Origin of the sequence: Sphingopyxis sp., assembly GCF_036675685.1 — a bacterium.
Taxonomy (GTDB): Bacteria; Pseudomonadota; Alphaproteobacteria; order Sphingomonadales; family Sphingomonadaceae; genus Sphingopyxis.
In genome coordinates, this window is the sequence record NZ_JAKFEM010000017.1 from 1 (window position 1) to 22,467 (window position 22,467).

At 64.1% G+C, this 22,467-nt stretch carries 25 protein-coding genes; 2 read left to right on the plus strand and 23 right to left on the minus strand.

The annotated features are described in order from the left end of the window. From nuoL to V6M50_RS07635, 15 genes are all read right to left on the minus strand, one after another. Positions 1-1,917: NADH-quinone oxidoreductase subunit L (gene nuoL / locus V6M50_RS07565; protein ID WP_332817947.1), on the minus strand; the 1,917-nt coding region annotated here is incomplete at its 3' end. Positions 1,918-1,921: 4 nt separating this feature from the next. After that, positions 1,922-2,227 carry an NADH-quinone oxidoreductase subunit NuoK gene (gene nuoK / locus V6M50_RS07570; protein ID WP_260583119.1) on the minus strand — a complete coding sequence of 102 codons (306 nt, stop codon included), beginning with the start codon at positions 2,225-2,227 and terminating at the stop codon, positions 1,922-1,924. Further along, positions 2,224-2,835 carry an NADH-quinone oxidoreductase subunit J gene (locus V6M50_RS07575; protein ID WP_332817948.1) on the minus strand — a complete coding sequence of 204 codons (612 nt, stop codon included), beginning with the start codon at positions 2,833-2,835 and terminating at the stop codon, positions 2,224-2,226. Before V6M50_RS07575 ends, nuoK begins: the two co-directional genes overlap by 4 nt. A 12-nt stretch (positions 2,836-2,847) precedes the next feature. Next, positions 2,848-3,336: an NADH-quinone oxidoreductase subunit NuoI gene (nuoI, locus tag V6M50_RS07580; protein WP_332817949.1), complete on the minus strand. Its 489-nt coding sequence runs from the start codon at positions 3,334-3,336 to the stop codon at positions 2,848-2,850. After that, on the minus strand, positions 3,333-4,382 hold the full coding sequence (nuoH, locus tag V6M50_RS07585) for an NADH-quinone oxidoreductase subunit NuoH (protein ID WP_332817950.1): 1,050 nt from the start codon (positions 4,380-4,382) through the stop codon (positions 3,333-3,335). The genes nuoI and nuoH overlap by 4 nt, the downstream gene beginning before the upstream one ends. Next, positions 4,379-4,516, minus strand: coding sequence for a hypothetical protein (locus V6M50_RS07590; RefSeq protein ID WP_332817951.1), 138 nt, complete (start codon positions 4,514-4,516; stop codon positions 4,379-4,381). Before V6M50_RS07590 ends, nuoH begins: the two co-directional genes overlap by 4 nt. Further along, positions 4,513-6,525 carry an NADH-quinone oxidoreductase subunit NuoG gene (gene nuoG, locus V6M50_RS07595; protein ID WP_332817952.1) on the minus strand — a complete coding sequence of 671 codons (2,013 nt, stop codon included), beginning with the start codon at positions 6,523-6,525 and terminating at the stop codon, positions 4,513-4,515. Before nuoG ends, V6M50_RS07590 begins: the two co-directional genes overlap by 4 nt. Continuing rightward, entirely contained in the window at positions 6,525-7,313 is a 789-nt protein-coding gene (locus V6M50_RS07600; RefSeq protein ID WP_332817953.1) for a hypothetical protein, read from the minus strand. The genes nuoG and V6M50_RS07600 overlap by 1 nt, the downstream gene beginning before the upstream one ends. Further along, a complete protein-coding gene (gene nuoF / locus V6M50_RS07605; protein ID WP_332817954.1) occupies positions 7,310-8,599 on the minus strand; it encodes an NADH-quinone oxidoreductase subunit NuoF in 1,290 nt (429 codons plus the stop codon). Before nuoF ends, V6M50_RS07600 begins: the two co-directional genes overlap by 4 nt. Before the next feature lie 109 nt (positions 8,600-8,708). After that, complete coding sequence (locus tag V6M50_RS07610; RefSeq protein WP_332817955.1) at positions 8,709-9,377, minus strand: complex I 24 kDa subunit family protein; 669 nt, start codon at positions 9,375-9,377, stop codon at positions 8,709-8,711. After that, entirely contained in the window at positions 9,370-9,606 is a 237-nt protein-coding gene (locus V6M50_RS07615; protein ID WP_332817956.1) for a hypothetical protein, read from the minus strand. Before V6M50_RS07615 ends, V6M50_RS07610 begins: the two co-directional genes overlap by 8 nt. Continuing rightward, positions 9,603-10,820, minus strand: a complete 1,218-nt coding sequence (locus tag V6M50_RS07620) for an NADH-quinone oxidoreductase subunit D (protein ID WP_332818071.1) — start codon at positions 10,818-10,820, stop codon at positions 9,603-9,605. Before V6M50_RS07620 ends, V6M50_RS07615 begins: the two co-directional genes overlap by 4 nt. Positions 10,821-10,855: 35 nt before the next feature. Then, positions 10,856-11,761, minus strand: a complete 906-nt coding sequence (locus V6M50_RS07625; RefSeq protein WP_332817957.1) for an NADH-quinone oxidoreductase subunit C — start codon at positions 11,759-11,761, stop codon at positions 10,856-10,858. Next, the gene (locus V6M50_RS07630; protein ID WP_332818072.1) at positions 11,761-12,285 is read right to left on the minus strand and encodes a NuoB/complex I 20 kDa subunit family protein; all 525 of its coding nucleotides are present in this window, start codon (positions 12,283-12,285) and stop codon (positions 11,761-11,763) included. Before V6M50_RS07630 ends, V6M50_RS07625 begins: the two co-directional genes overlap by 1 nt. A gap of 59 nt (positions 12,286-12,344) precedes the next feature. Then, entirely contained in the window at positions 12,345-12,719 is a 375-nt protein-coding gene (locus V6M50_RS07635) for an NADH-quinone oxidoreductase subunit A (RefSeq protein WP_332817958.1), read from the minus strand. 228 nt (positions 12,720-12,947) lie between these two features. On the opposite strand from V6M50_RS07635, the gene V6M50_RS07640 reads away from it, so the two are divergent. Next, positions 12,948-13,430, plus strand: a complete 483-nt coding sequence (locus V6M50_RS07640; protein WP_332817959.1) for a YbjN domain-containing protein — start codon at positions 12,948-12,950, stop codon at positions 13,428-13,430. Between the two features lie 127 nt (positions 13,431-13,557). On the opposite strand, the gene V6M50_RS07645 is transcribed toward V6M50_RS07640, so the two are convergent. The 4 genes from V6M50_RS07645 to thiE form a co-directional block, all read right to left on the minus strand. Continuing rightward, positions 13,558-14,376, minus strand: a complete 819-nt coding sequence (locus V6M50_RS07645) for an inositol monophosphatase family protein (RefSeq protein WP_332817960.1) — start codon at positions 14,374-14,376, stop codon at positions 13,558-13,560. 96 nt (positions 14,377-14,472) lie between these two features. Next, positions 14,473-15,036 (minus strand): elongation factor P, encoded by a 564-nt coding sequence (gene efp / locus V6M50_RS07650; RefSeq protein WP_332817961.1) that lies wholly within the window; start codon positions 15,034-15,036, stop codon positions 14,473-14,475. Between the two features lie 100 nt (positions 15,037-15,136). Beyond that, positions 15,137-17,095 carry an OPT family oligopeptide transporter gene (locus V6M50_RS07655; RefSeq protein ID WP_332817962.1) on the minus strand — a complete coding sequence of 653 codons (1,959 nt, stop codon included), beginning with the start codon at positions 17,093-17,095 and terminating at the stop codon, positions 15,137-15,139. Positions 17,096-17,394: 299 nt separating this feature from the next. Beyond that, positions 17,395-18,033 carry a thiamine phosphate synthase gene (thiE, locus tag V6M50_RS07660; protein ID WP_332817963.1) on the minus strand — a complete coding sequence of 213 codons (639 nt, stop codon included), beginning with the start codon at positions 18,031-18,033 and terminating at the stop codon, positions 17,395-17,397. Between the two features lie 35 nt (positions 18,034-18,068). On the opposite strand from thiE, the gene V6M50_RS07665 reads away from it, so the two are divergent. Beyond that, entirely contained in the window at positions 18,069-18,473 is a 405-nt protein-coding gene (locus V6M50_RS07665) for a hypothetical protein (RefSeq protein ID WP_332817964.1), read from the plus strand. A 28-nt stretch (positions 18,474-18,501) separates the two neighbouring features. Here V6M50_RS07665 and V6M50_RS07670 read toward each other — a convergent pair whose 3' ends face one another. The 4 genes from V6M50_RS07670 to gap form a co-directional block, all read right to left on the minus strand. Next, the gene (locus V6M50_RS07670) at positions 18,502-19,158 is read right to left on the minus strand and encodes an O-methyltransferase (protein WP_332817965.1); all 657 of its coding nucleotides are present in this window, start codon (positions 19,156-19,158) and stop codon (positions 18,502-18,504) included. Between the two features lie 3 nt (positions 19,159-19,161). Continuing rightward, a complete protein-coding gene (locus V6M50_RS07675) occupies positions 19,162-20,031 on the minus strand; it encodes a fructose bisphosphate aldolase (protein ID WP_332818073.1) in 870 nt (289 codons plus the stop codon). A 100-nt stretch (positions 20,032-20,131) separates the two neighbouring features. Beyond that, the gene (locus V6M50_RS07680) at positions 20,132-21,328 is read right to left on the minus strand and encodes a phosphoglycerate kinase (protein ID WP_332817966.1); all 1,197 of its coding nucleotides are present in this window, start codon (positions 21,326-21,328) and stop codon (positions 20,132-20,134) included. A gap of 126 nt (positions 21,329-21,454) precedes the next feature. Continuing rightward, the gene (gene gap, locus V6M50_RS07685) at positions 21,455-22,462 is read right to left on the minus strand and encodes a type I glyceraldehyde-3-phosphate dehydrogenase (protein ID WP_332817967.1); all 1,008 of its coding nucleotides are present in this window, start codon (positions 22,460-22,462) and stop codon (positions 21,455-21,457) included. Positions 22,463-22,467 lie beyond the last annotated feature (5 nt).

Genomic DNA, 22,467 nt, shown 5'->3' on the forward strand with positions numbered 1-22,467 from the left:
GCCATCGGGACCGAAGCGGTCGATGGTGCCTTCATCCCCGCGCTTCCAGAAGAAGCGGCCGATCGCGAAGGCGGGCTTCACGAAGAGGATGTTGTAGAGCTCGTCGAAATACCATTTGTTGTAGAGGAACTGGTGGAGCAGCTTGAACTGCGCCACGAAGCGCGCCGGCAGCGTGGTGTTGCGGATATAGCTGTTCCACGCGAGGAACAGGCCGATCGCCATCACCGTGAACGGCGTCCATTTCACCCACAGCGGCACTTCATGCGCGGCGTGCATCAGATGCTCGTCGAACGCGATGCTGGTGCCCCAGAAGGCCATGCCTTCTTCGGGATAGATGAACGGGTGCGCGAAGAAGAAGCCCGCGAACACCGCGCCGACCGACAGCAGGATCAGCGGGATCAGCATCGAGACCGGGCTTTCGTGCGGGTGATACCCCGCCGTGCCCTCGTGCGCGTCGGCGGCGTGCGCATGGTGCACGTCGTGGCCGGCATGCTCGTCCGACGGATGCGCATGATGATCGCCGTGCACCGCGTGCTGGATATGCTCGCTCGCGGCCCAGCGCGGCTTGCCATAGAAGGTCAGGAAGATCAGGCGCCACGAATAGAAGCTTGTCAGCAGCGCGGCGAAAATGCCGACCCAGAAGGCGACTTGCCCGCCGCCACCGGCTGCGAACGCCGCCTCGAGGATGCCGTCCTTCGAATGGAAGCCGGCAAAGCCCGCAACGCCCGCGATGCCGACGCCGGTGATCGCCAGCGTGCCCGCCATCATTGCCCAATAGGTGATCGGGATATGCTTACGGAGATCGCCATAATAGCGCATGTCCTGTTCGTGGTGCATCGAATGGATCACCGAACCGGCGCCAAGGAACAGCAACGCCTTGAAGAAGGCGTGCGTGAACAGGTGGAACATCGCCGCGCCATAGGCGCCGACGCCCGCGGCGAAGAACATATAGCCGAGCTGGCTACAGGTCGAATAGGCGATGACGCGCTTGATGTCCCACTGCGTCGTGCCGACCGTCGCGGCGAAGAAGCAGGTCGCGGCGCCGACGAAGGTGACGACGCCCAACGCAATCGGCGCGGTTTCGAACATCGGCGACAGGCGGCACACCATGAACACGCCCGCGGTGACCATCGTTGCGGCGTGGATCAGCGCCGACACCGGGGTCGGGCCTTCCATCGCGTCGGGAAGCCAGGTGTGCAGGCCAAGCTGCGCCGACTTGCCCATCGCGCCGATGAACAGCAGCAGGCAGAGAATCGTCATCGTGTCGAGGCGCATCCCCATGAAGGTGATGCTGCTGCCCGCCATGCCCGGCGCGGCGGCGAGGATGTCGGGGATCGACACCGTGCCGAACACGAGGAAGGTGCCGAAGATGCCGAGCATGAAACCCAGATCGCCGACGCGGTTGACGACGAACGCCTTGATCGCCGCGGCGTTGGCGCTCGGCTTCTTGTACCAGAAACCGATGAGCAGATACGACGCGAGGCCGACGCCCTCCCAGCCGAAGAACATCTGGACGAGGTTGTTCGCGGTCACGAGCATCAGCATCGCGAAGGTGAAGAGCGAGAGGTAAGCGAAGAAACGCGGCTGGTCCGGATCCTCCTCCATATAGCCCCAGCTATAGAGGTGGACGAGCGCCGAGACGGTCGTGATGACGACGAGCATCACCGCGGTCAGCGCGTCGACGCGCAGCTCCCAGTTGAACTGGAGCGCACCCGACGACACCCAGTGCAGCACCGGCGTCACACCGGCTTCGCCGGTTCCCATCACGAAGGACAGGAAGATCGGCCAGCTCAGGGCGCAGCTTAGAAAAAGCGCGCCCGTCGTGATGATTTTCGACGCGAAGGGGCCGATGGCCCGCTGGCCGAGCCCTGCGACAAGTGCCGCGAGCAGCGGCAGGAAAACGATCGCCTGGATCACCGGCTTACCCCTTCATCCGGTTGGCATCGTCGACGGCAATCGTGCCGCGGCCGCGGAAGTAAATGACGAGAATGGCGAGGCCGATCGCGGCTTCGCCCGCAGCGACCGTCAGCACGAACATCGCGAAGACCTGCCCGACAAGGTCGTTCAGCGCGGCGCTGAACGCGACGAGGTTGATGTTCACCGCGAGTAGGATCAGCTCGATCGCCATCAGGATGACGATGATATTCTTGCGGTTGATGAAGATGCCGAGCACGCCGAGCGTGAACAGCACCGCCGAAACGGCGAGATAATGGCCGACCGAAATCACAATTCCATCCCCTGCCCGACGCCCGGATCGACCAGCCGCGTCGCATCCTGCGGACGGCGCTGGTTCTGCAACGAGATATTCTGGGTGCGGACGCCGCCCCTTTTACGATGCGTCAGCACGATCGCGCCGATCATCGCGACGAGCAGGACGATGCCCGCCGCCTCGAACAGAAAGATGTAGCGCGTGTAGAGAAGCTCGCCGATTTGCTGGATATTGCTCTTGTCGGTGACCGCCGGCGCGGCGCGCGCCGCGAGATCGACCCCGCCCGCGCTCCATGCGCCGACCGCGAAGATCAGCTCGGCGGCCAGGATGATCGCGACCAGCGCGCCGAGCGGCAGATAGCGCACGAAACCCGCGCGCAGCTCGGCGAAATCGATGTCGAGCATCATCACGACGAACAGGAACAGCACCGCGACCGCACCGACATAGACGATGACGAGCAGCATCGCGATGAACTCGGCGCCCGCGAGCAGCATCAGCCCCGCCGCGTTGAAGAAGGCGAGGATCAGCCACATCACGCTATGGACCGGGTTGCGCGCGAAAATCACCATGGCCGCAGAGGCGATGACGATCGTCGCGAACAGGTAAAAGGCGATGAGTTGGATCATGTGCGCGCGCCCTTACCGATAGGGCGCGTCGGCGGCAAGATTCGCCGCGATCGCGCGTTCCCATTTGTCGCCATTGGCGAGCAGCTTGGCCTTGTCATAGAGCAGTTCCTCGCGCGTTTCGGTCGCGAATTCGAAGTTCGGCCCCTCGACCACCGCGTCGACCGGGCACGCTTCCTGACAGAAGCCGCAGTAGATGCACTTGGTCATGTCGATGTCGTAACGCGTTGTGCGGCGCGAGCCGTCTTCGCGCGGTTCGGCCTCGATCGTGATCGCCTGCGCCGGGCACACCGCTTCGCACAGCTTGCACGCGATGCAGCGTTCCTCGCCGTTCGGATAACGGCGCAGCACATGCTCCCCGCGGAAACGCGGCGACAGCGGGTTCTTCTCGAACGGATAGTTGATCGTCGCCTTCGGCTTGAAGAAATATTTGAGCGTCAGCCAATGGGCTTTGACGAATTCCCAAAGCGTGAAGCTTTTGACGAGATGGGCGATGGTGGTCATGAGTACCTCGTCAGCATCAGATAGCCGGAGATCAGGAAGATCCAGAGAAGCGAGATCGGCAGGAAGACTTTCCAACCGAGACGCATCAGCTGGTCGTAGCGGTAGCGCGGGACGGTCGCCTTCACCCAGCTGAAGACGAAGAAGAAGAACAGGATCTTGCCGAACAGCCAGACCCAGCCCGGAATGTCGAACCACGGGATCAGGTCGACATTGAGCGGCGGCAGCCAGCCGCCCCAGAACAGCACCGCGTTGAGCGTGCACATCAGGAGGACGTTGGCATATTCGCCGAGCCAGAAGAGCGCGAAGCTCATCGACGAATATTCGGTCTGGTACCCCGCGACGAGTTCGCTTTCCGCCTCGGTCAGGTCGAACGGCGCGCGCGCAGTTTCGGCGAGCGACGAGATCAGGAACATAACCGCGAGCGGGAAGAGCAGCAGGTTGAAGCCGAAGGCGTTGACCAGCCCAAGCCCGTGGCCCTGCTGCGCCTTGACGATCTCATTGAGGTTGAAGCTGTCGGCGAAGAGCACGACACCGATCAGGATGAACCCGATCGAGACTTCATAGCTGATCATCTGCGCCGAGGCGCGCATCGCCGAAAAGAAGGGATATTTCGAGTTCGACGCCCAGCCCGACAGGATCACGCCGTACACGCCAAGCGAAGAAATCGCGAGGATGTAGAGCAGCCCGACGTTGATGTCGGCAAGCACCGCGCCCGAATTGAACGGGATCACCGCCCACGCCATCAGCGCGACGGTGAAGGTGATGATCGGTGCGATCAGGAACAAGCCGCGGTTCGCGCCCGACGGGATGATCGTTTCCTGCAGGAACACCTTGAGGCCGTCGGCGAAGCTTTGCAGCAGGCCGAAGGGACCAACGACGTTCGGCCCGCGGCGCAACGCGATCGCCGCCCAGATCTTGCGGTCGGCATAGATGATCATCGCGACGCTGAGCATCAGCGGCAGCGCGATGAGCAGGATGCCGACAATCGTCGCGACGCCCCACGCCCAATTCGGGTCCATGCCCCAGGAGATGAAGGTCTCGGTCATTTCCGGGTCCCGTCCTGGTTGCGCCAGCCGTTATGCGGGCCGGGCCTTTCCGACTTGCGCGGGTTGAACCCGCGCCAGACCGAATAGCCCATCCCGACCAGCAAGATGCTGGCAATCGCATGCACCGGGGTCATTCCGCGGCCTCCGCAAAATCGACGCCATGGACCAGCTCTTCCGAGCAGCGCTGCATCGTCGGAGACGCGCGGCAGATGGCGTTGGTGAGGTAGAAATCCTTGATCGGCGACGGGATCGCGCGCGCTTCGGGCTTGGCGGCGAGCTTCGGCACTGACCAGCCGTAGTCGGCGAGGCCCTCAACCCCAAGCGCAGGCACCGCCGCAGCCATCGCCGCGCGGCACTGCGCGAAACTGTCAAAGCCGACCGACACGCCGAGCGCATCGGCCAAAGCCCGGAAAATGCTCCAGTCCTCGCGCGCGTCACCCGGTGCGAACACGGCTTTTTCGCTGCGCTGGACGCGGCCTTCGGTGTTGACCGTGGTGAAATCCTTCTCGGGCCACGCGGCCGCGGGCAGGATCACGTCGGCGGCGTGCGCGCCCTTGTCGCCATGATGGCCGACATAGACCTTCAGCGTCTTGTCGAAGGCGGTGAAATCGACCTCGTCGGCGCCGAGGAAGAAGGCGAGCTTGGGCTTGGCCGCGACTACATCCTTGATCCCGCCGGGCTGCGCATAGCCGAGCATCAGCCCACCCATGCGGCTCGCCGCCATATGGACGACCGAAAAACCGTTCCAGCCATCCTTGACCGCGTTCACCGACTTGGCGAGCGCGAGCGCCGCGCCGTGAACGCCGGGGACCGCGAGGCCGCCGCCGCCGACGATGATCAGCGGGCGTTCGGCGCCCTTGAGCGCGTCGAGCGCCGCCGCGGGCAGTTTCGCGACGAGCGAGGCGTCGTCGCCAAGCCATGCGGTCTTGTAGGTCTGGTCCTTCTCGGGACCGATCGCGAAGACCTTCGCGCCCTTCTTCCACACCGCCTTGCGCAGCCGCGTGTTGATGAGCGGTGCTTCCCAGCGCAGATTCGTGCCGATCAGCAGGATCACGTCGGCGTTTTCGGCCTCGGCGATGCCGGTGTTGAAATTCACCGCCGACAGGCTGGTGACGTCATAGTCGAGCCCGGTCTGGCGTCCTTCGAGCAGGGTCGAGCCGAGCGCGTTCACGAGCGCTTTCGCGGCGAACATCGTCTCGCAATCCGACATGTCGCCCGCGATTGCCGCGACCGACGAGCCGGCCTTGACCGCCGCGATGGCGGCGAAAGCCTCGTTCCAGCTTGCCGGCTGAAGCGCGCCATTCACGCGGACATAGGGCTGATCGAGACGGCGGCGCACCAAGCCATCGACATGGTGGCGCGTCTTGTCGCTCGCCCATTCCTCGTTCACATCGTCGTTGACGCGCGGCAGCACGCGCAGCACCTGGCGCCCGCGCGCGTCGATACGCACATTGGTGCCGACCGCGTCCATCATGTCGATGCCGAGCGTCTTGCTGAGCTCCCACGGGCGCGCTTCGAACGCATAGGGCTTGCTGGTCAGCGCACCGACCGGGCAGAGGTCGACGATATTGCCCGAAAGCTCGCTGCCTACCGCGCGTTCGAGGTAGGACGTGATCTGCATATTCTCGCCGCGATAGATCGCGCCGACATCTTCCACGCCCGCGACTTCCTCCGCAAAGCGGACGCAGCGCGTGCACTGGATGCAGCGGGTCATCACCGTCTTGACGATGGGACCCATATATTTCTCGGTGACCGCGCGCTTATTCTCGTCATAGCGCGTCGCGCCGCGGCCATAGGCGACCGACTGGTCCTGCAAATCGCATTCGCCGCCCTGGTCGCAGATCGGGCAGTCGAGCGGGTGGTTGATGAGCAGGAACTCCATCACCCCTTCGCGCGCCTTCTTGACCATCGGGCTGTCGGTCTTGATCACCTGCCCCTCGGCGGTCGGCAGCGCGCACGACGCCTGCGGCTTCGGCGGTCCCGGCGACACTTCGACGAGGCACATGCGGCAGTTGCCGGCGATGCTCAGGCGCTCATGATAGCAGAAACGCGGGATTTCCTTCCCCGCCAGCTCACACGCCTGCAGCACGGTCGCGCCCTGCGGGACGTCGAGTTCTACGCCATCTACGGTTACTTTAGGCATTACTTCGCTGCCCCGTTTTGTGTGTCTTGGATGATCGGCAAGTCCGCGCGGAGTTCCGGCTCCTCACCGGCCTTTGGCATCAGATTGGCGGGCAACAGGCCCGCAGCCGCCGAAAGGCGGTAATAATTGACTGCGATCGATCCCTTGGTGACGGTTCGGTTCAGGCGGACCTGCTTGCCCGTGGGAATGCAATGCGACATCGCCGGAGCAAAGGCCCTGAAGGCCTCATCCTCTTCGCTGCTACCGATCGGAGCGGCAAGGAGCGCCCTGGCGCCAGCCGGATCGCGGCGCACCGAACATTCACCGAGCATATCGGCGAGAAAGGCGACCGACTTGTTGGCGAGACTCATTTTGGCCTCTTCGGCCTTTTTCACGTCCGCAGGCAATTTTGCGGGATCAAGCGGCTCGGGCATCGGTCGGTGCGACAAGGGCGCGACGTCGGTCAGCGTTGGCACCGGCAATTTGGCGAGGTCGCGGCTGAACAGCGCCTGTGCGAGCACATAGCGATAATGGTCGGCAGGAAAAGTCGCCTGGACCGCGGGCATGGGTGAGTTGATGCTCAGGCAGAAAGGCACGATGACGCCCTTCTTCCAGCGTACCGCCTCGCCGTCGCGGACATCATTCAAGACATAATGGCGAGCAATCCCGCTCCGCTCGCCGACGACGCAATTGCCGTAGTCGCGCCCGATTTTGCGCGCCTTGGCTTCGCTGATTTCCTCGGCATGCGCCATCGCGGCCCCGGCGAGCGGAGCGGCGGCGACCAATGCGAGGGCAAGCACCGTTTTCACTCGGCCGCCTCCAGCACACCGCCATTGTCGCGGATACGCCGCTCCAGCTCAGGACGGAAATGCTTGATCAGGCCCTGGATCGGCCACGCTGCGGCGTCGCCGAGCGCGCAGATCGTGTGGCCTTCGACCTGCTTTGTGACATCGAACAACGTGTCGATCTCGCTGATGTCGGCGTCGCCGGTGCGCAGCCGCTCCATCACGCGCCACATCCAGCCGGTGCCCTCGCGGCACGGGGTGCACTGGCCGCAGCTTTCATGCTTGTAGAAATAGCTGATCCGGCTGATCGCCTGGACGACGTCGGTCGACTTGTCCATCACGATCGCGGCAGCGGTGCCGAGACCCGATCCGACGGCTTTCAGCCCGTCGAAATCCATCGGGCAGTCCATGATTTCGGCCGCGGGGACGAGCGGGACCGACGAGCCGCCGGGGATGACGGCGAGCAGATTGTCCCAGCCGCCGCGAATGCCGCCGCAATGCTTGTCGATCAGCTCGCGGAAGGGGATGCTCATCTCTTCCTCGACGACGCACGGCGTGTTCACATGGCCGCTGATCTGAAAGAGCTTGGTGCCCTTGTTATTCTCGCGCCCGAAGCTCGAAAACCACGGCGCGCCGCGCCGCAGGATCGTCGGGACGACCGCGATGCTTTCGACATTGTTGACCGTCGTCGGGCAGCCATAAAGGCCCGCGCCCGCCGGGAACGGGGGCTTCAGGCGCGGCTGGCCCTTCTTGCCCTCGAGGCTCTCGATCATCGCGGTTTCTTCGCCGCAGATATAGGCGCCGGCGCCGCGGTGGACGAAAACGTCGAAATCATAACCCGATTTTGCGGCATTCTTGCCGAGCAGGCCGGCGTCATACGCCTCCTGCACCGCGGCGAAGAGCGTCTCCGCCTCGCGGATGAACTCGCCGCGAATATAGATGTACGCGGCGCGCGCGCGCATCGCGAAGCCCGCAATCAGCGCGCCTTCGATCAGCTTGTGCGGATCGTGGCGGATGATCTCGCGGTCCTTGCACGAACCGGGTTCGGATTCGTCGGCATTGATAACAAGGAAGCTCGGGCGGTCGGCGCGCGGCTCCTTCGGCATGAAGCTCCATTTGAGCCCCGTCGGGAAGCCCGCGCCGCCGCGGCCGCGGAGGCCCGACGCCTTGATCTCCTCGATGATCGCGTCCTGGCCGCGGCTCATCAGATCCTTGGTATTGTCCCAATCGCCGCGTGCTTGCGCCGATTTGAGGTTCCACGGCTGGAAACCGTAGATGTTGGTGAAGATGCGGTCTTTGTCAGCGAGCATGGCTGGCCTCACTCACCCTTCTTTTTGCCGTTTTGGCGTGCAGCGAAGACGGCGATAAAAATGACGGCGACGCCCATGAAAGTGGAGCCCAATGCGATCCAGACCGCCATTACCAATCCTTCCGATAGTCGTGGTTGGCCTTGACCATTTCCTTCAGCGTCGTCGGGCCGCCCTCGGGTTCGCTGGTGTGGCGGCCCGGGGTCTGCGTTCCCGTCTTCGGCTGCTCGCCCGCGGCAAGCGCGTCGAGGATCGCCGCCATGCGGTCGAAATCGAGGTCTTCGTAATTATCGTCGTTGATCTGGACCATAGGCGCGTTGGTGCAGGTGCCCATGCACTCGACCTCGGTCAGCGTGAACAGCCCGTCGGGGGTGGTCTTGCCCTTGGTCATCCCGCGGTTCTTGCACGCGGCCATCACATCGTCCGACCCGCGCAGCAGGCACGGTGTCGTGCCGCAGACCTGCACATGATAGCGGCCGACGGGAACGAGATTGTACATGGTATAGAAGGTCGCGACCTCATAGGCGCGCATGAACGGCATATCGAGCTGCGCCGCGACATATTCGATCACCGGCACGGGCAACCAGCCCTGCGTCTGCGTCTCGGCGCCGACCTGCCGCTGTGCGAGGTCGAGCAACGGCATCACCGCCGAGCGCTGGCGCCCCGTGGGATAGCGCGCGATGACCGCCTTCGCCTTCTCGGCATTTTCGGCCGTCCACGCAAAAGCGCCCCAGCGCGCGCGGGTTTCGGCTTCGTCGGAGATTTGGGGTGCGTCAGCCATTATTGCCGCCCATATTTGAATTACGTTCTCGATACTTGAGCTGCAGCCAGCGTCCGCCAAATAGCACCAACTCGATCATCACGACGGTCTTGCCGATGCCGATCACCCAAACGATCGCCTTGCTGGTGTCGGGATCGCGAACATCGAAAAACCACTGCGCCACCAAGAGCACCACAAATGTTGACGCAGCTTGTGCCAGCCAACCTTCGGTCTGCTTGAGCGTCCTCACCGGTCACACTCCCCGAACACCACATCGATCGCGCCGATGATCGCGGTCGTATCTGCGAGCATGTGCCCCTTCGCCATCATGTCCATCGCCTGCAGGTGCGAAAACGCCGTCGGGCGGATCTTGCAGCGGTACGGCTTGTTGCTGCCGTCGCTGACCAGATAGACGCCGAATTCACCCTTGGGGCTTTCGGTCGCGACGTAGACTTCGCCCGCGGGGACGTGGAAGCCCTCGGTATAGAGCTTGAAGTGATGGATCAGCGATTCCATCGACTGCTTCATCTCGCCGCGTTTCGGCGGCACGACCTTGCGGTCGAGGCTCGCGATCGGGCCGGTCGGCATGTCGCGCAGGCACTGCTTGATGATCTTCGCCGACTGATAGACTTCCTCGACGCGCACCATGAAACGGTCGTAGCAGTCGCCGCGGGTGCCGACGGGAATGTCGAATTCCATCGCGGCATAGGCGTCATAGGGCTGCGACTTGCGCAGATCCCATGCGATGCCGCTGCCGCGGATCATCGGGCCCGAGAAACCCCATGCCAGCGCGTCTTCCTTGCTCACCGTCGCGATGTCGACGTTGCGCTGCTTGAAGATGCGGTTGTCGATGACGAGGCTCATCGCGTCGCCGAACAGCTTCGGCAGGCGTTTTTCGCACCATTCGCCGATGTCGACCAGCAGCTTTTCGGGGACATCCTGATGCACCCCGCCCGGACGGAAGTACGCGCTGTGCATACGCGCGCCGCTCGCGCGTTCGAAGAAATTGAGGCAATCCTCGCGCAGCTCGAACACCCAGAGGTTCGGGGTCATCGCGCCGACGTCCATGACGTGCGACCCGATGTTGAGCATATGGTTGCAGATGCGCGTCAGCTCGGCGAACAGCACGCGCATATATTGGGCGCGCGCCGGGACTTCGAGGTCGAGCAGCTTCTCGATCGCGAGCACATAGCTATGCTCCATCGCGAGCGGCGAGCAATAGTCGAGCCGGTCGAAATAGGGCAGCGCCTGCAGGTAAGTCTTGTACTCGATCAGCTTTTCGGTGCCGCGGTGGAGCAGGCCGACGTGCGGGTCGACGCGCTCGATGATCTCGCCGTCGAGCTCCATCACCATGCGCAGCACGCCGTGCGCCGCGGGGTGCTGCGGGCCGAAGTTGATCGTGTAATTGGTGACGACCTGATCGCCGACGGTATCGGCCGTATCGACCGGATAGCCTTCGAACATGTCGCTGCCGTGGTGCTTGACCTGAGGAGAGTCGGTCATGCGTCACCTCCTGTTTTGGGCTTGCGCGGTGCGCGCGGCTTTGCCGGCGCCTTTGCTGCCTTGGTCGTGGCGGGCGTTTTGGCCGTCTTGGTAGCGACCTTGGCGCTCGCGACGTCGCGGCTCGTCTTGGCGGCTTTCACATTGGCCTTCGCGCCCGCGCCGGTCTGAGACGGCTTTTCAGTGGTCTTCGGGGTCGGCGGCGGCGCTTTCTTTTCGGCCTTGTCGTCGGCGACCTTCACCTGCTGCGCGGTCATCGGGCTCGGCGCGCCCTTGCCGGGGCCTTCGCCCGTTCCGCCGGCCTTTTCATCGCCCGGCAGCACATAGTCGGCGCCTTCCCACGGCGACATGAAGTCGAAATTGCGGAAATCCTGTGCAAGCTTCACGGGCTCGTACACGACGCGCTTGTCTTCTTCGCTGTACCGCAGCTCGATATAGCCGGTGAGCGGGAAGTCCTTGCGCTGCGGATGCCCCTGGAACCCGTAATCGGTCAGGATACGGCGCAGGTCTGTGTTGCCCGCGAACAGCACGCCATACATATCGAACACTTCGCGCTCGAGCCAGCCGGCGTTCGGCCAGACGGGAACGATCGTCGGCACCGGCGTCGCCTCGTCGGTCGACACGCGGACGCGCAGGCGGTGGTTCTTCGTGACGCTGAGCAGGTGGTAGACGACCTCGAAGCGCTCGGCGCGGTCGGGATAGTCGACCCCGGCGATCTCCATCAGCTGCTGATAGTCGAGATTGTCGCGCAATGCGATCATCACGCCGGCAACGGCATCGCGATCGACGTCGATGCTGTCTTCGCCGACAACGAAGTCGTGCACGAGCAAATCCTTGCCCAGCAGCTTCCTGAGCGCGGCAGCGAGGCCCGGCTGCGGGGCGACGAGCGGAGCAGGACTGGCCATCAGCGTTCGATCGTCCCGGTCCGGCGAATCTTCCGCTGCAACTGCATCACGCCGTAAAGCAGGGCTTCGGCGGTCGGCGGGCAGCCGGGAACATAGATGTCGACGGGCACGATGCGGTCGCAGCCGCGCACCACCGAATAGCTGTAATGATAATAGCCGCCGCCGTTGGCGCAGCTGCCCATCGAGATGACATATTTCGGGTTCGACATCTGATCGTACACGCGGCGCAGCGCGGGGGCCATCTTGTTGCACAGCGTCCCCGCGACGATCATCACGTCGCTCTGGCGTGGGCTGGCGCGGGGTGCGGCGCCGAAACGCTCCATGTCATAGCGCGGCATGTTGACGTGGATCATTTCGACCGCGCAGCACGCGAGGCCAAAGGTCATCCACCACAGCGAGCCGGTGCGCGCCCAGTTGAACAGGTCTTCGGTCGAGGTGACGAGGAATCCCTTGTCGCCGACTTCGCTGTTGAGGTCGTCGAAAAAGCCCGCGTCGGGGCTTGTCCCCGGCGCCACTGGCATCATCTCGGGGTTTGCCCCGGGGGCAACCGGCATCTGGCCGGGCGGCAGGATGATCGAATTGCTCATTCCCAGTCCAACGCCCCTTTCTTCCACGCGTACACAAGGCCGATCGCGAGCTCGGCGAGGAAAATCATCATCGTGGCCCAGCCGGCCCAGCCGATTTCCTTCAGACTCACCGCCCAGGGAAAGAGGAAGGCGGCTTCGAGGTCGAAGATGATGAAGAGGATGGCGACAAGATAGAAGCGCACGTCGAACTGGCTGCGCGCATCCTCGAACGCCGGGAAGCCGCATTCATATTCGGTCAGCTTTGCCGGGTCGGGCTTGTGCGCCCCGGTCAGCCGCGCGACGCCCATCGGCAGGAAGACGAAGGCGGACGACAGGCCGATGGCGACGACCAGAAAGATCAGGATCGGCAAATATTGCGTCAGATCGACCATGGGAGCTCGCAGTTCTGTTGTTCATCTATTGGGGTGCCCTGCACCCGTTTATGGGGGGCGCTTTAGGCCAGCAAGTCGCGCCTCGCAAGCGTCGCGGGCATGAATTTCGCAACCCGCGTGACCAAAAGCACAAACGGCGCTGGCGACCGCCCCTATCCCTGTGATACCCCGCAAAAAAAGGGTCGGTGTACAGCGCTTTTCAGGCGCGACTTCGATATGGGAGTATCTATGGGACCTTTCACCACTCGCGCTGCCCTTGCCCTGGGCGCTGCAGCGTTTTTCTCCGCCACCCCGGCGCAGGCCGAACTGATCAACGCGGTAAATCCCGCAACGATCAAGGCGATCGTCGAGTCGCAGGGCTGGCCCGCGACGATCGTCGCGAAGCCCGGCGACGACCCCTATATCGAGAGCAACCGGGGCGGGCTGAAATTCCTCGTTCTCTTCATGAACTGCACCGAGGGCAAGAAGTGCAAGACGCTGCAATATTATATGGGCTTCAGCGACGCGAAGGACGTCTCGCTCGACAAGCTCAACAAGTGGAACAAGGAAAAGCGTTTCGCCCGCGCCTATAAGGATGATGAGGGCGATCCGGTGCTCGAAATGGACGTCGACCTCGATTTCGCGGGCATCCCGCGCGAAAATGTCGGCGAGACCTTCAACACCTGGGCGTCGCTGATGGACAGCTTTCGCGAGTATGTTTTCGAGAAGTAGGTCGACGTTCGCCTAGCGGGTGAACGTTTAATTTCATCGTCACCCCGGACTTGATCCGGGGTCCATGACCGCGCCGCTGGAATGGATGCCGGATCAAGTCCGGCATGACGAAGAAAAGGTACGACCGTCAGGCGTTGCGCAGCGCGCCCGCGACCAGTTTCTGCAGCTTCGAATGCACCGCGGCGCTGCCCGCGATAAATTCGCTGCGCTCGATCGCGCGGTCGCCGCCGCGAAAATCGCTCACGAAGCCGCCGGCTTCGCGCACGAGCAGCATGCCCGCTGCAACGTCCCAGATCTTGAGGTCGCTTTCCCAGAAACCGTCGTAACGGCCTGCCGCGACCCAGGCGAGGTCGAGGCTGGCGGCGCCGAAGCGGCGGATGCCTGCAACTTCGGGCGCGACCGCACCGAAAATGCGGCTCCACTGCGCCATATTGCCATGGCCCATATACGGGATGCCGGTCGAAACGAGGCATTCGTTGAGGTGACGGCGCGACGCGACACGCAGGCGCCGGTCGTGCAGCCACGCACCACGGCCGCGTTCGGCCCAATAGCTTTCGTCGGTGACGGGCTGATAGATCAGCGCCGCGGTGACATCGCCCCAGCCGCCGCCAATCTTCGGCTCCTGCACCGCGATCGAGATCGCGAAATGCGGGATCGCGTGGAGGAAGTTCGAGGTGCCGTCGAGCGGGTCGATGATGAAGCGCGGCTTGCCCGGCTCGCCTTCGATGATCCCGCCTTCTTCGAGCACGAAGCCCCAGCCCGGACGGTCGCGGCCGAGTTCGTCATACAGCGTGCGCTCGGCGGCCTGGTCGGCCTTCGACACGAAGTCGGCGGGCCCCTTTTGCGAGACCTGCAGATGCTCGATCTCGCCGAAGTCGCGGCGCAGCTTGGTCCCCGCCTTGCGCGCGGCGCGTTCCATGACGGTGATGATGCCGGATATGGCCATTTTCGTTTCCTTCAACGCGTCGCCCCCGCGAAGGCGGGGGCCGCTGTCGGCAATGTAAAACGCTAGCGGCCCCCGCCTTCGCGGGAGCGACGCTATTTAATCCGCGCGGCGGACATATTCGCGGTCGTACACATGCACGACGATCTTGGTGCCGCTGGTGATGTGCGGCGGCACCATCACGCGCACGCCATTGTCGAGGATCGCGGGCTTGTACGACGACGACGCCGTCTGGCCCTTCACCACCGCGTCGGCCTCGACGATCGTCGCTTCGATCGTTTCGGGCAGTTCGACCGAGATCGGGCGCTCTTCCCAAAGCTCGAGCACGACGTCCATGCCGTCCTGCAGGAATTCATGCGCGTCGCCGACGACATCCTTCGAGATGTTGATCTGCTCGAAACTGTCCTTGTCCATGAACACCAGGTCATCGCCCTCGGCATAGAGGAACTGGAAATCCTTGGTGTCGAGGCGGACCTTTTCGACCGTGTCGGCGCTGCGGAAGCGGTTGTTCAGCTTGCGGCCGTCGATGAGGTTCTTGGCCTCGACCTGCATATAGGCGCCGCCCTTGCCCGGCTGGGTGTGCTGGATCTTGGTGACCTTCCAGATGCCGCCTTCAAATTCCAGAATATTGCCGGGACGGATTTCAACGCCGGTGATTTTCATCGCGCACACTCACAGTTCAAGGATGGAAAGAGCAAACCGGCGCCCGCGGGGCATCGGTATCAGGAGCGCGCCTTTAGCCGCGCGCGCGACGAAGGGCAAGTCAGGGCGTTTCGGTCACCAAGCGCCGCGTGCGCTTGTAGCTCAGCCACACCAGCACGACGAACAGGACGAGCCCGACCCACGGCGCATAGGGTGCATAGCCGGCGCCGGTCACCGCGAGCGGCGCGTCATTGTCGGTCGCATAGACGGTGCCCGCGTAAAAGACGCCGAGCAGGCTTTCGCCGACGATCATCCCCGTCGCGGTCAGCACGCCCATCCGGTGCGCGAAGCTTGCGTTCGGGCGCTTCGCGGCCCAGCGGTCGTAGAACCAGCCGCCCACCGCGCCGATCACGACGGGCAGGATCACCGCCATCGGCAGATAAATGCCGATCCCGATCGCGAGCGGCGGCAACCGAAGCTTGCCCGCGCGGCCAAGCAATGCGTCGACGATGATGAAGCCGACGCCGGCAAGCACGCCATAACCGAGCATCGTCCAGTTGAGGTCGCCGCCGAGCACGCCCTTGGCCAATGAGGAGATGAGACCCGCCTGCGGCGCCGCCAGCGCCTCGGGGCCCGCGCCGGGAACCCCGACAAAGCCGACCGTCTCGTTGAGCACGTTGAGCACCGGCGGGACGACGAGCGAGCCGAAGATCACACCGATGATCAGCGCGACCTGCTGCTTCCACGGGGTCGCGCCGACCAGCTGCCCGGTCTTGAGGTCCTGGAGATTATCGTTCGAAATCGTCGCGATGCCGAACACCAGGCCGGTGACGATCAGCGCATAGGCGACCATCGCATTGATTTCCGCTTCACCCCCGGCGCGGCCGAGCAGGCCGAGCAGCAGCAGCGACGAGGCGATGATCGCGAGGATGCCGATCCCCGACACCGGCGAGTTCGATGCACCGATCAAACCGGCCATATAGCCAGTGACCGACGCGATCATCAGCCCGACGACGATGATGAACAGGACCGCGCCCGCGACCAGAATCATCGACGATCCCGCGAGCGGCCCGCCCGCGAGTTCCGACCAGAGCAGCCAGCCGATCGGCAGCATCAGCGCGAGCGAACCACCGAACACCCATTTGATCGAAATATCCTGTTCTTCGATCGCCAGCGCTTGCCCGCCCTGACGCGCGCGGCTTGCCGCCATCGCCGAACGGATGCCGCCGAGCACCGGGCCGGCGATCCGGATCAGCGTCCAGATCGCGGCAACCGCGATCACGCCCGCACCAAAGAAGCGCACGTCGGCGCGAAAAACGGTGTTCGCCAGTGTCTCGGCATCGCCTGCCCCGCCTTGCGTCAGGATCGGGAGCAGCACCCACCAGCCGGTGACCATGCCGACGAGCTGCGCCATACCGACCGACAGGCCAACAAGATGCCCGACGCCGAACAGCGCGAACGCCAGTCCGCCCGCGATGCCGGTCGCGCCGGTGCCGACGGTGAACCAGCGTGCAACTTCGGCGCCCGCGAGTTTCATCTGGGTGAGCAGCGTAAAGGCCGCGGCAACGACGCTGTTCCACATCAAGGCCGAAAGCCCGGCGCGATTTTCCTCGGCACCCTCGGCGCTTGCGGCACCGACCTGCAGCACTTCGGCGGCGGCGCGCCCTTCGGGATAGGGCAGGTCCGAATCGACGACGAGCGCCCGGCGCAGCGGCACCGAAAACAGCACGCCCAATATCCCGCCGAGCATCGTGATCGCGGTGGTCTCGAGCATCGGGAAGCCCTGCCAATAACCGACCATGACGAGCCCCGGCAGCACGAAGATGATCGCCGCCAGCGTGCCCGCGGCGCTCGCGATCGTCTGGACGATATTATTTTCGAGGATCGTCGACCCGGCCATATAGCGCAGCAGCGCCATCGAAATCACCGCCGCCGGGATCGAGGTTGCAAAGGTCAGCCCGACCTTCAGTCCCAGATAGACGTTCGCCGCGGTGAACATCAGCGTCAATATGCCGCCGAGCAGGATCGCGCGGAGCGTCAGTTCGCGTCCGCGTGCGGCCGGCGTGGTAATTTCAGTCATAAACTTCTCCCCGCCCGCTGTGTTGCGACACACCGGGCCCAGTGCAAGTCAAAAATAGGTGCGAGTCAAAAGGCGACGAACCGAAGCCGATTTGACGTATCGATCCAATATGAAAGCGCGCGGCGCTGCCATATCGGCGACATGATGAGTATCGATCTTTCCGATTTGACGCCGCCGCCAAGACGGCGGGATGCGAAGCCTTTGCGGCGCGGGGCGCCTTGCGCCGGCCTGTTCGGCTGGCGCAAGGATGCCGCACCGTCCCGGACGCCCGACGACACGCCGGGCAAGCCCGGGCGCGACTATCCCGCCGGTTGATTTTCAAGCAGCGCGCTGAACGCGCGTACCGCGGCTGCCGGCCCCTCGGGGTGCGCCCACACCCCGCCCGACACGGCAAGAAAATCGGCGCCGGCGTCGACCAGCGGACGCCCATTTTCGGGCGTGATCCCGCCGATCGCGACGCATGGCAATTCGAACATGCCCTGCCACCATTCCAGGATCTCGGGATCGGCATGATGCTCGACCGCCTTGGTTGTCGTCGGGAAAAAGGCGCCGAACGCCACATAGTCGGCGCCCGCCTCGCCCGCTTCCATCGCGAAGTGACGGCTCGCGTGACAGGTCACGCCGATCTGCGCCTGTGGCCCCAGCTCGCGGCGCACTTCCCTGGGATCGCCGTCGTCCTGCCCCAGATGCACGCCGTCGGCACCGAGCCGCTTCGCGAGCGCGACATCGTCGTTGACTATGAACGCCACGTCGCGTGCGGCGCAGATCGCCTGCAACGGCTCGGCAAGCCGCGCCGCTTCATGCTGGTCGAGTCCCTTGACGCGAAACTGGAAGGCCGCGACCGGGCCGGCGTCGAGTGCTTCGGTGAGCCGGTCGGGAAAATCGCCGCTGACGTCGAGCGGCGAGATGAGATAAAGCTGGCAGGGTGTACGGGTCATGGCGCGTTCATAGCGGCGCCGTCAGAGGTGAGCAAATGCAGAACATATATCGCGTCTTCGCTTCCTCCTTTGTCGCCGTCCTTGCCCTGTCGGCTTGCGCTGCGACACAGCAGAAAACACCGCTTGCCGAGGCCAAAAATGTCGCGCTGGGCCAGCAAGCCTATGCCGACGGCCCGATCGTCCAACCGGTCGCGGTGCTGGAGGACAGCCGTTGCCCGCAGGACGTCGTCTGCGTCTGGGCAGGGCAGGTCCGGGTGAAAATGCTGTGGATTCGCTCGGGCGGCCGCCAACAGGAGTTTGAAGTGACGCTGGGCAAGCGCACTCCGATCGCTGACGGATCGATCCTGCTCGAACGCGTCGCCCCGGCGCGAACCACATCGACCAAAGCAATCAAACCCGCTGATTATCGTTTCGATTTCCGTTTCGACGGCGGGCTCTGACCAACTCTCGCCTCCTTGAAATCGCCTCTCACCGCACCCGCGCGACGACAAAGCCGTCCCATTTCTTGACACCGACGGTCTGGACCGCGGTCGCATCGAGACGGGATTCGGCGCTGAGCATGTCGAACAGCGCGCGCGTGCCGACGATACGCTCGTCGTCGCTGTCCGCCTCCAGCACCCCGCCTTCGCGCACGACATTATCGACGATGATCGTCGTACCGGGGCGCCCAAGCCGGATCGCTTCGGCGACATAATGCGCGTTGCTCTGCTTGTCGGCGTCGATGAACACAAAATCAAAGGGCGCTTCGCCGGTGATCGCCGCCAGACTATCCGATGCGGGGCCGACGCGGATGTCGACCTTGTCCGAAACGCCCGCCTGTTGGAGGTTGGCGCGCGCAACCTCGGCATGATGCGGCTCCAGCTCGAGCGTCACCAGTTCCCCGTCTGCGGGCAGCGCCCGCGCAAGCCAGATCGTCGAATAGCCGCCGAGCGTTCCGATTTCGAGAATCCGCCGCGCGCCGGCGATTTGCGCGAACAGGAACAGCATCTTGCCCTGCGCCGGCGACACGTCGATCGGCGGCAGACCTTGCGCCGCATTGTTGGCGAGGGTGGCGGCAAGCACGTCATCGTCGCCAAATAGTTTTTCGGCGATATAGTCGTCGACGGCTTGCCACCTCTCTCCCATCACCTAGGCCACGGAGGCCGCGTGAATTTCCTTGATCGCGCCGCCGAGCGACGCGTTGAACTCGTCATCGCTCATCTGGTGGCGCAGGTCTTCGAGCAGCGCGCGGCTGAAGCTTGCGATCATGCCGCGGTTCTTCGCCAGCTCGGCGCAGGCTTCGGGGCGTGCGAAACCGCCCGACAGCGCGACGACGCGCAGCACCTTGGGGTGGTCGACCAGCGGCGCGAACAGGTTCGCTTCAGCGGGGATCGACAGCTTGAGCATGACGGGCGCACCGTCCCAGCTACCCAGCGCGGTGGTGATTTCCTTGAGCAGCAGGCGGTCGGCGCCATCGCGCTCGGCGCTCTTGATGTTCACCTCGGGCTCGATGATGGGAACGAGGCCGTGCGCAGCGATGCGCTTCGCTTCGGCGAACTGCTGTTCGACGATCGCCTTGACGCCCGCGGGGTTGGCGAGGTTGACGACGCTGCGCATCTTCGTCCCGAACACACCCTTGGCGACCGCGCGCTTGCAGAGGTCATCGAGGCCGGGGTTGGGCTTCATCAGCTGGACGCCGTCGGCTTCGTCTTCGAGCCCCTTGTCGACCTTCAGGAACGGCACCACGCCGCGGTCCCAGAGCAGCGCGGGGACGGGCTTGCCATCGGCGTCACCATCCATCGTGCGCTCGAACAGGATCGCGCCGATCACCTTCTCCCCGTTGAAGCACGGCGCGGTGACGATGCGGCTGCGCATCGCGTGGATCAAGCCGAACATTTCCTCGTCGCTCGAGAAAGCGTCCGCTTCAATCCCATAACCCTTCAATGCCTTGGGCGTCGAACCGCCGCTCTGGTCGAGCGCGGCGATAAAGCCCTGCCCCGATTTGATCTGGTCGAGCATGGCGGCATTGGCGGTGGTCATAAGATCTCCGGTTGTTTGCATACGTATGTGGCGGTGCGCATAGCGACCCCTTGGGCGCGATGCAATGCGGTCGGAAAGTCTAGGCCTTCAGCGCGTCGACGCCCGGCAACGCTTTGCCTTCCATCCATTCGAGGAAGGCGCCGCCGGCGGTCGAAACGAAGGTGAAGTCACCGGCAACGCCGGCATGGTTGAGCGCCGCAACGGTATCACCGCCGCCCGCGACCGAGATCAGCGAGCCTTCGCGCGTCAGTGCCGCGGCAGTCTTGGCAAGCGCAACGGTTGCGGTGTCGAACGGCGGGGTCTCGAACGCGCCGAGCGGGCCGTTCCAGACGAGGGTGCGGCAGTTCTTGAGCACATCGGCGAGCGCCTCGGTCGCGGCCGGGCCGACGTCGAGGATCATTTCGTCGGCCGCGACTTCGTGCACATTGACCGTGCGCGTCGGCGGGTTGGGGGCGAACTGCTTTGCCACCACGACGTCATAGGGCAAATGGATCGTGCAGCCCACGGCATCGGCGGCGTCGAAGATCGCGTTCGCCGTGTCGACCAGATCATGCTCGCACAGCGACTTGCCGACATCGACCCCGCGCGCGGCAAGGAAAGTGTTCGCCATGCCGCCGCCGATGATGAGGTGATCGACCTTGGTGACGAGGTTGCGCAGCACGTCGATCTTGCTCGACACCTTGGCGCCGCCGACGACCGCGGCGACCGGATGCGTCGGGTTACCCAGCGCCGCATCGAGCGCCTTGAGCTCGGCCTCCATCGCGCGGCCGGCGTAAGCGGGAAGCCGACGCGCGATGCCCTCGGTCGAGCCATGCGCGCGGTGCGCTGCCGAAAAGGCGTCGTTGACGTACAGGTCGCCGATTTCGGCGAGTGCATCGGCAAAGGCCGGGTCGTTCTGTTCCTCGCCGGGATAGAAGCGCGTGTTTTCGAGCACCGCGACGTCGCCCGCGGCGAGCACCGCGATCCCCGCCTTCGCGCCCTCACCGATGCAATCGGGGATGAACATCACCGAATGGCCGAGGACGTCCTCGACCCCGCCCATGACGAGCGACAGCGACTGGGTCGGGTTCTTCGCACCCTTCGGCCGCCCGAAATGCGCGAGCAGCAGGACGATCGCGCCTTTGTCCGCCAGTTCACGGATCGTCGGCATCGCCGCCTGGATCCGCGTCGCGTCGCTGACCGCGCCTTCGAACAACGGGACGTTGAGATCGACGCGCACGAGCACGCGCTTGCCGGTGACGTCACCGATATCGTCGAGGGTCTTGAAGCTAGCCATCACGGTCCCCTTTTCCGTTCGCCCTGAGGAACCGCTGAGCTTGTCGAAGCGGTGTCTCGAAGGGCCCTTCGAGACGGGCCTTCGCCAGGCTCAGCCCCTCCTCAGGGCAAACGGCTATCTATCAAATCAAAGCAGGCCGGCAATCACACCCGCGGTGTCGACCATGCGGTTCGAGAAGCCCCATTCATTGTCGTACCAGCTGACGACGCGGACGAGCTTGCCTTCGAGCACCGCGGTTTCGAGGCTGTCGACCGTCGAGCTTGCCGGATTATGGTTATAGTCGATCGAGACCAACGGCTCGTCGGAGAAAGCGAGCACCCCCTTCAGCGCGCCTTCCGACGCGTCCTTCAGGATCTTGTTTACTTCCTCGACGCTCGTGTCGCGCTTCGGCGTGAAGGTCAGGTCGACGAGGCTGACGTTCGGGGTCGGCACGCGGATCGCCGAACCGTCGAGCTTGCCCTTGAGTTCGGGCAGCACTTCGCCGACCGCGCGCGCGGCGCCCGTCGTGGTCGGGATGATCGACATGCCGGCGGCACGCGCACGGCGCATGTCGCTGTGGATCTGGTCGAGGATCTTCTGGTCGTTGGTATAGGCGTGGACCGTGGTCATCAGCCCGCGTTCGATGCCGATGCTGTCGTTGAGCACTTTCGCGACCGGCGCGAGGCAGTTGGTGGTGCAGCTGGCGTTCGAGACGACGATATGCTCGCCGGTCAGCTTGTCATGGTTGACGCCGTAAACGACGGTCAGGTCGACGCCCTTGGCAGGCGCCGAGATCAGCACGCGCTTGGCGCCGGCGGTCAAATGCTTCGACGCGCTGTCGCGGTCAGCGAAGAAACCCGTGCATTCGAGCGCGATGTCGACGCCGAGTTCGGCATGCGGCAGGTTCGCGGGGTCGCGCTCGGCGGTGACGCGGATGCGCTTGCCATTGACGACCATGGCGTCACCATCGGCGACGACGTCACCGGGGAACGGGCCGTGGACGCTGTCGCGCTTGAACAGCAGCGCGTTCGCCTTGGCATCGGCGAGGTCGTTGATCGCAACGAGCTCCAGCCCGCAATCGGGACGTTCGAGGATGGCGCGCGCCACCAGGCGGCCGATGCGTCCGAAACCGTTGATTGCGACTTTCACTGCCATATCGA